General features: G+C 71.1%; 13 protein-coding genes. 8 read left to right on the top strand and 5 right to left on the bottom strand.

The window, feature by feature from the left end; all coding sequences use genetic code 11:
* Nucleotides 1–64: 64 nt before the first annotated feature.
* Nucleotides 65–607, bottom strand: a complete 543-nt coding sequence (locus ABZ193_RS03620) for a YbhB/YbcL family Raf kinase inhibitor-like protein (protein ID WP_237335563.1) — start codon at nucleotides 605–607, stop codon at nucleotides 65–67.
* A 148-nt stretch (nucleotides 608–755) separates the two neighbouring features.
* Between ABZ193_RS03620 and ABZ193_RS03615 the strand changes: the two genes are divergently transcribed.
* The 6 genes from ABZ193_RS03615 (at nucleotide 756) to ABZ193_RS03590 (ending at nucleotide 7,128) form a co-directional block, all read left to right on the top strand.
* Entirely contained in the window at nucleotides 756–1,433 is a 678-nt protein-coding gene (locus ABZ193_RS03615) for a DUF4097 family beta strand repeat-containing protein (RefSeq protein WP_020418364.1), read from the top strand.
* The gene (locus tag ABZ193_RS03610) at nucleotides 1,430–2,806 is read left to right on the top strand and encodes an alpha/beta hydrolase (RefSeq protein ID WP_354708744.1); all 1,377 of its coding nucleotides are present in this window, start codon (nucleotides 1,430–1,432) and stop codon (nucleotides 2,804–2,806) included. The genes ABZ193_RS03615 and ABZ193_RS03610 overlap by 4 nt, the downstream gene beginning before the upstream one ends.
* A 133-nt stretch (nucleotides 2,807–2,939) precedes the next feature.
* The gene (gene dnaK, locus ABZ193_RS03605; RefSeq protein WP_020418366.1) at nucleotides 2,940–4,796 is read left to right on the top strand and encodes a molecular chaperone DnaK; all 1,857 of its coding nucleotides are present in this window, start codon (nucleotides 2,940–2,942) and stop codon (nucleotides 4,794–4,796) included.
* Nucleotides 4,793–5,488, top strand: a complete 696-nt coding sequence (gene grpE / locus ABZ193_RS03600; RefSeq protein WP_354708743.1) for a nucleotide exchange factor GrpE — start codon at nucleotides 4,793–4,795, stop codon at nucleotides 5,486–5,488. The genes dnaK and grpE overlap by 4 nt, the downstream gene beginning before the upstream one ends.
* Nucleotides 5,489–5,515: 27 nt before the next feature.
* Complete coding sequence (dnaJ, locus tag ABZ193_RS03595; protein ID WP_020418368.1) at nucleotides 5,516–6,694, top strand: molecular chaperone DnaJ; 1,179 nt, start codon at nucleotides 5,516–5,518, stop codon at nucleotides 6,692–6,694.
* 5 nt (nucleotides 6,695–6,699) lie between these two features.
* Nucleotides 6,700–7,128, top strand: coding sequence for a helix-turn-helix transcriptional regulator (locus ABZ193_RS03590; RefSeq protein WP_020418369.1), 429 nt, complete (start codon nucleotides 6,700–6,702; stop codon nucleotides 7,126–7,128).
* A gap of 57 nt (nucleotides 7,129–7,185) precedes the next feature.
* On the opposite strand, the gene ABZ193_RS03585 is transcribed toward ABZ193_RS03590, so the two are convergent.
* Complete coding sequence (locus ABZ193_RS03585; RefSeq protein WP_237335560.1) at nucleotides 7,186–7,893, bottom strand: dienelactone hydrolase family protein; 708 nt, start codon at nucleotides 7,891–7,893, stop codon at nucleotides 7,186–7,188.
* A 10-nt stretch (nucleotides 7,894–7,903) separates the two neighbouring features.
* Nucleotides 7,904–9,076, bottom strand: coding sequence for a globin domain-containing protein (locus ABZ193_RS03580; protein WP_193354354.1), 1,173 nt, complete (start codon nucleotides 9,074–9,076; stop codon nucleotides 7,904–7,906).
* Between the two features lie 302 nt (nucleotides 9,077–9,378).
* Here ABZ193_RS03580 and ABZ193_RS03575 point away from each other — a divergent pair, with 302 nt between their 5' ends.
* Nucleotides 9,379–9,876, top strand: a complete 498-nt coding sequence (locus ABZ193_RS03575) for a MarR family transcriptional regulator (RefSeq protein WP_354708741.1) — start codon at nucleotides 9,379–9,381, stop codon at nucleotides 9,874–9,876.
* A 35-nt stretch (nucleotides 9,877–9,911) separates the two neighbouring features.
* Nucleotides 9,912–12,194 (top strand): MFS transporter, encoded by a 2,283-nt coding sequence (locus ABZ193_RS03570; protein ID WP_354708815.1) that lies wholly within the window; start codon nucleotides 9,912–9,914, stop codon nucleotides 12,192–12,194.
* An 82-nt stretch (nucleotides 12,195–12,276) separates the two neighbouring features.
* Here ABZ193_RS03570 and ABZ193_RS03565 read toward each other — a convergent pair whose 3' ends face one another.
* Both ABZ193_RS03565 and ABZ193_RS03560 read right to left on the bottom strand, forming a co-directional pair.
* Nucleotides 12,277–13,524: an MFS transporter gene (locus ABZ193_RS03565; RefSeq protein WP_237335559.1), complete on the bottom strand. Its 1,248-nt coding sequence runs from the start codon at nucleotides 13,522–13,524 to the stop codon at nucleotides 12,277–12,279.
* Nucleotides 13,521–14,060, bottom strand: coding sequence for a winged helix-turn-helix domain-containing protein (locus tag ABZ193_RS03560; RefSeq protein WP_020418375.1), 540 nt, complete (start codon nucleotides 14,058–14,060; stop codon nucleotides 13,521–13,523). The genes ABZ193_RS03565 and ABZ193_RS03560 overlap by 4 nt, the downstream gene beginning before the upstream one ends.
* Between the last annotated feature and the right edge of the window lie 25 nt (nucleotides 14,061–14,085).

Here is a 14,085-nt window from a genome sequence, read left to right as displayed (position 1 = left end):
CTCCCGTGGTCCGGCGACCATGGCGGCCGCCGCCACGCGGCGCCTCATCCGGGGGTGAAAGGACTCAGCCCTTGTTCTCGTACACCGGCACGACCATCGCGCGCGCCAGCGTCGCCCCGAACATGTTGAAGCCCAGGAACGCGGGCGTCGCCGTCTCGGGGAGGTCCAGGGACTCCACGTTCAGCGCGTGCACGACGAAGAAGTAGCGGTGCGGCCCGTGCCCCGGCGGCGGCGCGGCGCCGAGGAACTGCCGCACGCCACCGTCGTTGGTCACCGTCACGGCGCCGGACGGCAGGCCGGACCCCGACGCGTCCCCGGCGCCCGACGGGAGCGAAGTCACCGAGGCCGGGATGTTGTACACCGCCCAGTGCCAGAACCCGCTGGCCGTCGGGGCGTCCGGGTCGTAGCAGGTCACGGCGAAGCTCTTGGTCTCGGCCGGGAAGCCCTCCCACGCCAGGTGCGGCGACCGGTCCTCGCCGCCCGGGACGCCGAAGATGCCGCTGAGGTGCGGCGCCGCGAGCGTCTCCCCGTCCGCCACGTCGTCGCTGCGCACCGTGAAGGCGGGCACCGACGGCAGGAACTCGTACGGATTCGGTGGTTGTGGCATCGATTCCTCCTCGTCACAGAGTGGCCGGTGATCACCCTAGTGCCGTTCGGGGTGACCCCCGGGACGAACCGGGGGCTTCCCTGATACCGGCGCGCCCCGCGCAGGCCATAGCGTGACCGGCACAGCAAAGTTCACTGGGGAGGACGCAATGCGCAAGCCGGCACTCGCGATAGGCGGGATCGCGCTCATCGTCGCCGGGATCGGGCTCGCACTGGGGTGGAACTGGAACTGGTGGCGCATCTCGGACCGCGCCGAGATCACCGAAACCGTCGCCCAGCCGGTGTCCTCGGTCCGCATCGACAACAACTCCGGTGACGTGCGGATCCGCGTCGAGGACACCGCCACGACGTCGGTCAACCAGGTCCTCCACTACGACGGCGACCAGCCCGCCCGCGCCTTCCGCCTGGACGGCGCCCAGCTGGTCCTCGACGGCTGCGGCGGGGACTGCACCGTCGACTACGAGGTGGTGGTCCCACGCGGGACCACCGTGACCGGCGAGGTCCGCTCCGGCAACCTCACCGTCTACGGGGTCGGCGCGGTCGACCTGGCCGCCAGTTCCGGCGACATCCGCGTCGAAGACGTCACCGGCCCGGTCACGACCCGCACCAAGTCGGGCAGCATCGAGGTCGACCTCGCCACCGCCCAGAACGTCCGCGCCGAGGCCCAGAGCGGCGACGTCCGCGTCGTCGTGCCCGCCGACCGCTACCGGGTCACCGGCGAGACCAGGAGCGGCGACCGGTCGATCGAGGTCGTCCAGGACCCGTCGGCCCCGTACGTCCTGGACGTCAGCACCTCCAGCGGCGACGCGAGCGTGAAGCAGGCATGATCCCGGCACTCGCCCTCGCCGCCACCCTGCTCGTCACACCCGCCGCCACCCCCGCCGCGCCCGCTCTGACCTGGCGCGACTGCGCCACCCCGCAGACCGCGCAGCGCCTGCAGTGCGCCGAGCTCGACGTGCCCGGCGCGACGCTGCGGCTGGCCCGCCTGCCCGCGCTCGACCCGGCCCGCCGCATCGGCTCGCTGCTGGTCAACCCGGGCGGCCCGGGCGGATCCGGGGCCGACGTCGTCGCGTACGGCGGGCTCGGCCTCGCCACGCCGGAGTTCGCCGAGCTCACCCGGCGGTTCGACGTCATCGGCTTCGACCCGCGCGGCGTCGGCGGCAGCACCCCGGCGATCACATGCGGCCCGGTGCACGACCCCGCGGTCAGCCGCTTCCCCGCCGACGACGCCGGCTACGCGCGGCTCGCGGCGCACAACCGGAACGTCGGCCTCGGCTGCCGCGGACCCCGCGACGTCGACACGGCCACCGTCGCCGAGGACGTCGAGCGGATCCGGCTCGCCATCGGCGAGGAGCGGATCTCCTGGCTGGGCGCCTCGTACGGCACCGAGATCGGCGCGCTCTACGCCGCCCGCCACCCGCAGCACGTGCGCGCGATGGTCCTGGACGGCGCGGTCGACCACGCCCTGCCGATGCGGCGGGCCGTCCTCGACGCGGCCGCGGCCACCGAGGACGCCCTGCTGCGCTTCGCGCGGTGGTGCGCGAGCAACTGCGGCGACGACGACGTGCTCGCCCGCTACGACGCGCTCATGACCACCGGCGCGCCCTCCGCGCAGCTCGGCCGCAACGCCACGCCCGAGGAGCTGGCAGCGGGCGTCTACTCGCACCTCTACTTCCCGCAGCTGTGGCCGCGGCTGGCCGACGCCCTGCGCGCCGCGCCGGCGGACGCGAGCACGCTGACCTCGGCCATGCCCTTCGGCTCGGCCGAGTACCCCGCCTACCGGGCCGTCGGCTGCCAGGACTTCCCGTCGCCCTTCACCGGCCCGGCGGACCTGCGCCGGACGGCCGACCGGGTCCGGGAAGCCGCGCCGCACAGCTGGCGCTACTCCGAGTTCTGGGACTTCGCGTCGGGCTGCCTCGGCTGGCCCGTCCCGGCGGCGAACCCGCCGCACGCCGAGCCCGTTCGCGGGGCCCCGCCGATCCTGGTGGTCGGCGGGGAGCACGACCCGGCCACGCCGCTGACCTGGGCGCGCAGCCTCGCCGCCCGGATCGAGCGCAGCGTGCTGCTCACCTACCCCGAGGACGGCCACACCGGGGTCTACAACTCCGCCTGTGCGCGGTCCCACGAGGCGGTCTACCTGATTTCGGGTACGCCGGGAACAACACCGCAGACCCGCTCGTTACCCTGTCAGAAAGGTTGAGCGAGCAGCACTCAAGTCTGATTGACGCCCAACACGCGCCCGAGATAGAACTTGAGTACCACCCGCTCAACGCGGGCGCGAAACCGCAGCTCACCGGGGCTGCGCACACAGCATGACCAGGAGGGAACACACCATGGCGCGAGCGGTCGGCATCGACCTCGGCACGACCAACTCGGTCGTCGCTGTCCTGGAGGGCGGCGAGCCGACGGTCATCGCCAACTCGGAAGGCTCCCGCACGACCCCGTCGATCGTCGCGTTCGCCAAGAACGGCGAGGTGCTGACGGGCCAGCCGGCGAAGAACCAGGCCGTGACCAACGTCGACCGGACGATCCGGTCCGTGAAGCGGCACATCGGCACCGACTGGAAGACCGAGATCGACGGCAAGGCCTACACGGCCCAGGAGATCAGCGCGCGCGTGCTGATGAAGCTCAAGCGCGACGCCGAGGCCTACCTCGGTGAGGAGATCACCGACGCGGTCATCACCGTCCCCGCCTACTTCGAGGACGCGCAGCGGCAGGCCACCAAGGAGGCCGGCCAGATCGCCGGCCTGAACGTGCTCCGCATCGTCAACGAGCCCACCGCGGCCGCGCTGGCCTATGGCCTGGACAAGGGCGAGAAGGAGCAGACCATCCTGGTCTTCGACCTCGGTGGCGGCACCTTCGACGTGTCGCTGCTGGAGATCGGCGAGGGTGTCGTCGAGGTGCGCGCCACCAGCGGTGACAACCACCTCGGTGGTGACGACTGGGACCAGCGCATCGTCGACTGGCTGGTGGACAAGTTCAAGGCCAGCCACGGCATCGACCTGACCAAGGACCGGATGGCGCTGCAGCGCATCCGCGAGGCCGCGGAGAAGGCGAAGATCGAGCTGTCCAGCTCGAGCAGCGCGAACATCAACCTGCCCTACATCACGGTCGACGCGGACAAGAACCCGCTGTTCCTGGACGAGACGCTGTCCCGTGCGGAGTTCCAGCGGATCACCTCCGACCTGCTGGACCGCACCAAGGCGCCGTTCAACAACGTGATCCGCGATGCCGGCATCTCGGTCGGCCAGATCGACCACGTGGTGCTGGTCGGCGGTTCCACCCGCATGCCCGCCGTCGCCGAGCTGGTCAAGGAGCTGACCGGCGGCCGCGAGCCGAACAAGGGCGTGAACCCGGACGAGGTCGTCGCCGTCGGCGCCGCGCTGCAGGCCGGTGTGCTCAAGGGTGAGGTCAAGGACGTCCTGCTGCTCGACGTGACCCCGCTGTCGCTGGGCATCGAGACCAAGGGCGGCGTGTTCACCAAGCTCATCGAGCGCAACACGACCATCCCGACGAAGCGGTCCGAGATCTTCTCCACGGCGGACGACAACCAGCCGTCGGTGCAGATCCAGGTGTTCCAGGGCGAGCGCGAGATCGCCGCGCACAACAAGAAGCTCGGCATGTTCGAGCTGACCGGCATCCCGCCGGCCCCGCGCGGCGTGCCGCAGATCGAGGTCACCTTCGACATCGACGCGAACGGCATCGTGCACGTCACGGCGAAGGACCTGGGCACGAACAAGGAACAGTCGATGACCATCACCGGTGGCTCCGCGCTGCCGAAGGAGGACATCGAGCGGATGGTCAAGGACGCCGAGGCGCACGCGGAGGAGGACCGCAAGCGCCGCGAGGAGGCCGAGACCCGCAACCAGGCCGAGACGCTGGTCTACCAGACCGAGAAGTTCGTCAAGGACAACGAGGACAAGCTGCCCGAGGACCTCAAGGGCAAGGTCAAGACCGCGATCGACGAGGCCAACGAGGCGCTCAAGGGCACCGACACGGCCAAGATCAAGGAAGCCATCGAGAAGCTGAACACCGCGTCGCAGGAGCTGGGCACCGCCCTGTACGCCAACGCGCAGCAGGCCGGTGGCGCCAACCCGGGCGCTGACTCGGGTGCGGCGGGCGCGTCCGGCGACAAGGGCGCGGACGACGTGGTGGACGCCGAGATCGTGGACGAGGACGAGAAGAAGTGACGGGACGCCACTCGAACGAGATCGACGAGCAGGAGCCGGTCACCGAGCCTCTGGTCGTGCGGGACCGGCGCAAGATCGACCCCGAGACCGGCCAGGTGCGGACCCAGCCGGAGGCTTCCGAGGCGCCCGCCGCGGAAGCCCCGGCGGCCCACGCGGGCCCGTCGCTCGGTGAGTCCATCGTGGACGACGCGGTGGCGGCTCCGTCCGAGGTCGAGAAGGAACTGGCGGAACGCACCGCCGACCTGCAGCGCCTGCAGGCGGAGTTCGCGAACTACCGCAAGCGCGTCGACCGCGACCGCGAGGCCGTGGTCAGCGCCGCGAAGGCGTCGGTGGTGAACGAGCTGCTGCCGCTGCTCGACGACTTCGAGCGGGCGGAGCAGCACGGCGACCTCACCGGCGCGTTCAAGGCGGTCGCGGACAAGCTGGTCGCGAGCCTGCAGCGGATCGGGCTCGAGCCGTTCGGCGCGGAGGGCGAGCCCTTCGACCCGAGCGTGCACGAGGCCGTGCAGCACAACACCTCGCCGGAGGTGGCGGGGCCGACGGTGACGACGGTGCTGCGCCGTGGTTACCGGTTCGGCGACCGGACGCTGCGGGCCGCGCTGGTCGGCGTCACCGACCACGAGCCGGGCGAGGCCCCGGTCGAGGGTGAGCTCCCGGTCGAGCAGTTGTCGGATGAGAACGCACAGCAGTAACGAACAGGCGAGAGGAGGAGACGTCCGGTGAGTGCACGGGAGTGGATCGGTAAGGACTTCTACCGTGAGCTGGGCGTCTCCTCCGACGCTTCGCAGGACGAGATCAAGAAGGCCTACCGCAAGCTGGCGCGGGAGAACCACCCGGACGCCAACCCCGGCAACACGGAGGCCGAGCAGAAGTTCAAGGCCGTGTCCGAGGCCTACGGCGTGCTGTCGGATCCGGCCAAGCGCAAGGAGTACGACGAGGCGCGGCGGCTGTTCGGTTCGGGCGGCGGGCCGGGTGGCTTCGGCTTCCCCGGCGCGGGCGGCACCGGTGGTTTCGACTTCGGCGACATCTTCGGGCAGACCGCGGGCGCGGGCGCGCAGGGCGGTTTCGGCGGGCTCGGCGACATCCTCGGCGGCCTGTTCGGCCGGCGGGGCCAGCAGAACCCCGGCGCCCGCGGCCAGCGCGGCGCCGACGTCGAGACGGACGTGCGGATCGATTTCGCCGAGGCGGTGAAGGGCGCGACCCTGCCGCTGCGGCTGTCCAGCCCGGCGACGTGTTCGACGTGCCACGGCAACGGCGCCCGCCCGGGCACCACGCCGCGCACCTGCCCCACCTGCAAGGGCGCCGGGCTGGTGAGCCGCAGCCAGGGGGCGTTCGCGTTCTCCGAGCCGTGCCCGGACTGCCGTGGCCGCGGCCGGATCATCGACGACCCGTGCCCGGAGTGCGGCGGCGAGGGTGTCAGCACCCAGACGCGCACGCTGACCGTGCGGGTGCCGGCGGGCGTGGACGACAACCAGCGGATCAGGCTGGCCGGCCAGGGCGAGCCGGGCCGCGGCGGCGCGGCCGCCGGTGACCTGTACGTGCGGGTGCACGTGAACCCGGACCCGGTGTTCGGCCGGTCGGGTAATGATCTGACGATCACGGTCCCGGTGAGCTACCCCGAACTCGCTCTGGGTGCGACGATCACCGTGCCGACGCTGGACGGGAAGGTTTCGGTGAAGGTGCCCGAGGGCACCGGCAGCGGCCGGGTCCTGCGGGTGCGCGGCAAGGGCATCAAGAAGCGGGACGGCTCGCAGGGCGACCTGCTCGTCACGTTGCAGGTGGCCGTGCCGTCGCGGTTGGAGTCTTCGGAGCGGGAGGCGCTCGAGGCGTACGCCAAGATCGCCGAGAAGCACGACCCGCGGCCGGAGATCACGAAGCTGCTCCGCGAAAGGGGTTGATCTAGGTGTTCGGCGGGTTGCCGCACGGGGCCGACGAAGAGACGCCGGTCTTCGTGATCTCCGTGGCCGCTCAGCTGTCCGGCCTGCACGCCCAGACCCTGCGCTCGTACGACCGCATGGGCCTGGTCTCCCCGGGCCGGACCGCGGGCGGCGGGCGGCGCTACTCCATGCGGGACATCGCGCTGCTGCGTGAGGTGCAGCGCCTGTCCCAGGAGGAGGGCGTCAACCTGGCGGGCATCAAGCGGATCATCGAGCTGGAGAACCAGGTCGAAGCGCTGCAGTCCCGGATCGCCGAACTGACCGAAGAACTCGCCACCGCGTACGCGGCAGCCGAACAAGCCGCGGCGGCCGTGCACCGTTCCTACCGCAAGGACCTGGTGCCGATGAAGCAGGAAACCGCCCTGGTGGTGTGGAAACCACGCCGCAGGCGATGAAAACACAGAAGGGCCCCGCAGCACGCGGGGCCCTTCTTTCATTCAGCAGAACGCGCTCTACGCCGCCTCGCGCCCCAAGTGCTCCGCGAAGAAGGCCAACACGCGCCGCCAAGCGTCCTCGCTGGCCTCCCGGTCATAGCTCATCCCGGCGATCTTCAGCAGCACATTGACCGGCCCGTGGAACTGATTGGCGAAACTGTGCCCGACCCCCGGGTACTCCTTGACGTCATGCGGCACCCCCCGAGCCGACAACTCCCGCTCCAGCTTCGCCGCGGCTCCACGCAAGGAAAAGTCCTTCTTCCCGAACGAAGCCACCACCGGGCAAGCACCGTCCAAAACAGACAAATCCTTCGGCAGCTGACCGTAGTACGGAGCCGACGCGTCGAACCCCCGGGAAGCCGCCACCAGGGCGAACCCGCCACCCATGCAGAACCCGACGATCCCGACCCGCCCAGTGCAGTCGGATCGCGCAGCCAGCAACGACCGCGCCGCGTCCAGGTCGTCGAACGCCCGCCCCTTCCCGGCCGCCAGCTCCTTGAACACCGACTTCACGCACCGCACGAGCCCGCCACGCGAGTACATGTCCGGCGACAGCGCGAGATATCCGGCGGTGGCGAACCGGTCGGTGATGTTCTTCGCGTCCTGCGACAGGCCGACCGCGTCGTGCACGATCACGACCCCTGGCCACGGCGGCTCGCCCGAGACCTCCCTCTGCGGGGTGGCCAGATAGCCGCGGATGGTTCCGTCTGCGACAGGAATGTCCATCCGTCGCAGGCTAGTCGATCGTGAACGGGTCGTACCTGATCTGATCGAGTGCCGTTCCGGCCACCAGCATCCGGGAAACCGTCGCGCGGATCATCGCGGGCGAACCGGACACCAGCACGTCGTGGCCGGGCCACGCGCCGTACCGGGTCACCACGTCGGCCAGCGTGCCCTGCTCGCCGCCGACCAGGCCCGGCCCGTTCTCCACCACCGGCGTCACCGTCAGCCACGGGTTGCACGACGCGACCATCCGCAGCCCCTCCAGGGCGTACAGGTCCTCGCGCGTCCGGCCGCCGTAGAACAGGTGCACCTTCGGGTTCTCGCCCCACTGGCCCAGCTCGTCGAGCATCGCCTGCATCGGCGCGACACCCGTGCCGCCCGCGACCATCAGCACGTCCCGGCCGCTCTCCCGGTCCACGCCCAGCGTCCCCAGCGGCGGCCCGAACCGCCACACGTCACCCGCCTGGGTGTGGCTGACGATCGCCCGGGACACCCAGCCGCCCTCGATGGCGCGGATGTGGAACTCCAGCGAGCCGTCCGGGCGCGGGGCGTTCGCCGGCGACAGGTACCGCCACAACCGCGGCCGCTGCGGCACCTCGACGCTCAGGTACTGCCCCGGCCGGAACGGGATGTGCTGCTCCGGCTCCAGCCGCACCATCGCCAGGTCCCAGCTCAGCCGCCGGTGCTCGGCCACCCGCGCCGACCAGTTCGGCGGGTTCGTGTCGGTGGCCGCGGCCTCCTGCATCTGCCGGGCGATGATCGTGAACGCCTCCGCCCACGCCCGCTCGACCTCGTCGGTCCAGTCCGGGCCCAGCTGCGTCTTCATCGCCGCGAGCAACGCGGTGCCCACCGCCTCGTAGTGGCCCGGCACCACGCCGAACTTGCGGTGGTCGCGCCCGAGCTGCCGCAGGAACGGCACCAGGTCGTCGGGCTGGTCGACCATCTGCACGACGTGCACCAGCGCGCGCACCATGCGGTTGCGCTGGACCTCCATGTTGATCGGGAAGAAGTCCCGCGTCGCGGGCGCGAGGGTGAACAGCATCCCGTAGAAGAACTGCGTCACCTCGGGCAGGTACGGCTCCGCCTTGACCCAGGAGTCCCGGATCAGGCGCACCATCGCGGTGACGGCAGGGGGCGCCTCCCGGTGCACGGACCGGGGAACGGGGCTGACGGGGTCGGCTGTCATGGGATCGGGGCTGCTCCGTAGTGCGCGTTCATGCTCGCCGTCGATTATTCATGAACACGCAATAGCACGTGAGCGTGTGAAAAGATCATGAATAATCCACCCTACTCGGTTAATCGTAGCCAGGTAATGCGAACACGATCCGTCGCAGGGTAACCGCCTCAGTCGCAATCCTCGCGAAGTTGCTCCTTCCGGGTGGTTCGGAGATCCCCTCCATCAGTGGGACAAGTCACCAACTTAGATAGTTGTGGCATACAACTACTGCTCCTATAGTTGTATGTGACAACCAACCAGGAGGTGGGTCCATGGGGGACCGCGACGAGAAGGCCGTCCAGCTGATGCGCGAACTGCGCGCGGCCGGCCAGCTGCAGCACGCCTGGATCAACCAGTCCTGGCAGCGCGAGCACGACGGCCTGCACCCCGCGGCCGCCATGCTGCTGTCCGATCTCAACGTGCACGGCGAGAGCCGCCCGTCGGACCTCGCGAAGCGCAAGATGGTCGACATCTCGGTGATCAGCAGGCAGATCGGCCAGCTGACCGCCGCCGGGCTGGTCGAGCGCAGGCCGGCGCCAGAGGACGGGCGCGCCAGCCTGATCAGCCTGTCCGAAGCCGGCCGCGCCGAGCTCGAGCGGTGGCGGCAGCTGCACGTCGACTTCATCCGGCGCGCGCTCGCGGACTGGTCCGACGACGAGGTCGAAGCACTCACCGCCCGGTTGACCCTGATGAACCAAGGACTGCGCGAGGCCCTCGGCCAGACGCCGGTCACCTGCCCGCCGGACCCGGCGGCGGAGAAGAGGAAGTGATCCCCGAAGTGAGCACGACAGCGAACCAGGAGGCGATGACGCGGCGCCAGGTCGGGCGCGCGTTCGTCGGCCTGCTCCTGGCACTGCTGGTCGCCGTGCTGTCCTCCACGATCGTCTCGAACGCACTCCCGACGATCCTGGCCGACCTCGACGGCTCGCAGAGCCAGTACACGTGGGTGGTCACCGCCACCCTGCTGGCGTCCACGGCGAGCACCCCGATCTGGGGCAAGCTGTCGGACCTGTTCAGCAAGAAGATGCTCTACCAGCTGTCGATCGTGATCTTCACGGTCGGCTCGGTGCTCGGCGGCATCTCCCAGTCCATGCCCGAGCTGATCGCGTTCCGCGCCGTCCAGGGCCTCGGCCTCGGCGGCATGCAGGCGCTGATCCAGGTCGTGATCGCGGCGATGATCTCGCCGCGGGAACGCGGCCGCTACAGCGGTTACATCGGCGCGGTGTTCGCGCTGGCGACCGTCGCCGGCCCGCTGCTCGGTGGCGTGATCGTGGACTCGCCGCTCGGCTGGCGCTGGAACTTCTGGATCACGGTCCCGGTCGCGGTGGTCGCGTTCATCGTGCTGGGCAAGACGCTGCACCTGCCGGTCCTCAAGCAGCAGGTGAAGATCGACTGGCTGGGCGCGACCCTGCTCGTCGGCGGCGTCTCGCTGCTGCTGATCTGGGTGTCGCTGGCGGGCGGCAGCTTCGCCTGGTGGTCCTGGTCGACCCTGTTCTACGTGCTCGGCGGACTGGTCGCGCTGGCGCTGGCGGTGTTCGTCGAGTCGAAGGTGCCGGACCCGGTGGTGCCGCTGAAGTTGTTCCGCAACCGCACCTTCACACTGGCGGTGATCGGCAGCCTGTCGGTCGGCACGGCGATGTTCGGCGGCGCGGTGTTCCTCGGGCAGTACTACCAGCTCGCCCGCGGCTACTCCCCGACGCACGCCGGGCTGATGACCATCCCGATGATGCTGGGGCTGTTCCTGTCCTCGACCATCTCGGGCCAGGTCATCTCGCGCACCGGCAAGACCAAGGCGTGGATGCTCGGCGGCGCGGTGCTGCTGGTGGCGAGCCTGTTCCTGCTCAGCACGATCGACCACCAGACCAACCTGGTGCTGATGGGCACCTACCTGACACTGCTCGGCCTCGGCGTCGGCACCCTGCTGCAGAACCTGGTGCTGGTCGTGCAGAACACCGTCGCGATGAAGGACATGGGTTCCTCGTCCTCGGTGGTGACCTTCTTCCGCACGCTGGGCGGTTCGGCCGGGGTGTCCGCGCTGGGCGCGCTGCTCGCGGCGAAGGTCAGCAGCCACGTGTCGAGCGCGCTGGCCGCGCTGGGCATCCAGGGCGGATCGGCAGGCGCGGGCAGCAGCCTGAACCTGGCCGCGCTGCCGGAGCCGATCCAGTCGATCGTGCGGGCCGCCTACGGCGACAGCATCGGCTCGATCTTCTTCGCAGGCGGGATCGTCGCGATCGCGACGCTGATCGCGGTAGTGCTCATCAAGGAGGTCCCGCTGCGCCGCAGCATCGACCTGACCGAGAGCACCGAGGCGGTCGCGGCCCCGGTCGCCGGTCCGGCCGTCCACGGCGTCGTGACCGGCCAGTCGGGTCGTCCGCTGGCCGGGGCCGCCCTGACGCTGACCGACTCGTCCGGGCAGCAGGTGGCGCGAACGCTGACCGCGGCCGACGGCAGCTACCGGCTGCCGGCCCCGCCGAACGCCATCTACCTGCTGATCACCTCGGCGGCCCGGTTCCAGCCGAGCGCCGTGATGGTCACGGTCGACGGGCAGCCGGTGCGCCGGGACGTCGAGATGAGCGGCGCCGGTGGCCTCAGCGGCGTGGTGCGGTCGAGCGCGGGCCAGCCGGTCGGCGGCGCGACGCTCGTGCTGACCGACGACCGGGGCGAGGTGGTGTCGTCGGTCGTCACCGGTGGCGACGGCTGGTACCACTTCGACGACGTGCCGGGCGGCGTGCACACGCTGACCGTCACGGCCGCCGGTCACCAGCCTGCCGCGGTGCCGCTGGCGACCACCGAGGGCGAGCAGGCCACGCACGACGTCGAACTCGGGCTCACCGCCCGGCTCGGCGGAGTGGTTCGCGCCGGCCGGGACGACCGCCCGGTCGCCGAGGCCCAGGTGACGCTGCTCGACGCGGGCGGCGAGGTGGTCGCGATGACGCTGACCGACGAGGACGGCCGGTACTCGTTCAGCGACCTCCCCGCGGGCGACTACACGCTCGTGACCAGCGGATACGCCCCGGTCGCGGCGCCGCTGGAAGTCGTCGCGGGCGCCCCGCTCTCGCGTGACGTGGAGCTGACGCACCCGCGCTGACCCGCGAACTACAGACCCGCGAAGACCGCCTCAATCCCCCGGGAGGCGGTCTTCGTGCTTTTCCGGGGCGGCCGCGGCAGCGTCACGACACGGCGGCCGGGGCGGCGGCCCGCAACGCCGCTTCGACCCGGCGGTTGCTGGTCATGGACGCCGTGACGGCGGTCATCGTCAGTAGGAGGATGGCCGCGGCGTAGAGCGGGGTGCGGACGTCGTAGGTGGCGGCCAGCCAGCCGCCGAGGAAGGCCCCGAGCGGGGCGGCGCACATGGCCAGCATCCGGGAGGTGGAGGCGACCCGGCCCATGAGGTGGGCCGGGACGATGGCCTGCCGGAGGGAGGGCCCGAGCACCATCGTGGCGCCCATGCCGGCCCCGCACACGGCGAGCGCCAGCCCGGCCAGGTACGGGTTCGACGCGGTGGCCAGGCCCAGGATGGCGAGCCCCTCGACGGCGGCCGTGCAGGTCAGCGCGGTGCCGGTGCCCAGGCGCCTGCCCAGCGGGGAGGCGATGGCCGCACCGAGCAGGCCGCCGGTGGCCTCCGCCGTGAGGAGCAGGCCGAAGCCGGCGGTGCCGATGCCGAGGCGGTCGTGCGCGAAGAGGGCGAGAACGGTCTCCACGGCGAGGAAGGCGACGTTCCCGACCGCCGGGCGGAGCGCGAGCCCGAGCAGCACGCGGTCCCGGAAGACGTAGGAGGCGCCGGCCCGCGCCTGCCGGAGCAGCGACTCGCGGACCTCCGGCACGGGCCTGGGCATGGCGGGCAGCGTCCGCACGAGCAGTGCGGAGAACAGGAACGACACCGCGTCGGCGACCAGCGGGACGGCCCGCCCGAGCGCGAGCAGCGCACTGCCCGCGGGCGGTCCCGCGAAGCCGGACATGGCGGTCTGGGCGCCACGCAACCGGGAGTTGGCCCGCTCCAGGAGCGCGGGGTCGCGGCGGAGCAGGTCCGGCAGGTAGGCCGAGGCCGCCGTGTCGAAGAAGAGCCCGCCGAGGCCGAGCAGGAAAGCGACGATCGCGAGCAGCGGGATGGACAGCAGGTCGAACACCGCCGCCGCGGCGGGGACCGCGAGCAGCACCGCGCGTGCCGCGTCCGCGACCCACATCGTGCGGCGCCGGTCCCAGCGGTCCACCAGCGCACCACCGAGCACCCCGAAGAGCAGCCACGGCAGCGTTCCCGCGGCCGTCACGACGGCGAGCGCCATCGGCTCCCGTGTCAGCGTCAACGCGATGAGCGGCAGCGCGGCGTGCGTGACCCCGTCGCCGAGCGAGGAGATCGTCTGCGCGGTCCACAGCCGGCCGAACCCGGTCGGCAGCGTCTTCCGGACGTCCGAGGTCATCTGGCGCCTCCTTCGGGCTTGGCGCCCTGCGCCGGGTGGAACAACGCGAAGACGAGCGAGGTGTCCGGCAGCGACGGATCGGACAGCTTCCGGTACTCGTCCGCCAGCGCGTGCAGCCGCGCTCCCAGCTCCGCGAACTGCTCGTCGGTGAGCCGCAGGTGCGCCATCCGCACGTGCCGCTCGCCGTCCGCGGGCGATGCCTCCAGGTCCGCCACGGCGTGCCGCATCAGCACGTCCGGCCCGCCCTCGCCCGGATCAGGCAGCTCGATGCTCCGCGCGGTCATCGCGTAGTACCGCTCGACGACCCCCCGGACCTTGCGCGTCCGCACGACCTTCACCAGGCCGGCCTTCTCCAGGAGCCGCACGTGGTAGCTGGAACTCCCCTTCGCCAGACCGACCCGCTCGGCGATCTGCGTGATCGTGGCCGGCTCGAAGCGGAGCACGGCCATGATCCGGTGGCGCGTCAGGTTGGACACGGCGCGCAGTTGTTCGTCGGTGGTGACGCGGAACGTCTCGGACTGATCATCGGCAGGCATGCCAGCAATGGTCAACGATTCTTGA

Origin of the sequence: Amycolatopsis sp. NPDC006125 (genome assembly GCF_040614195.1) — a bacterium.
GTDB classification, from domain to species: domain Bacteria; phylum Actinomycetota; class Actinomycetes; order Mycobacteriales; family Pseudonocardiaceae; genus Amycolatopsis_E; species Amycolatopsis_E tucumanensis.
The sequence above is the reverse complement of the archived record's forward strand: the minus strand, read 5'-3'. Positions and strand labels throughout refer to the sequence as shown.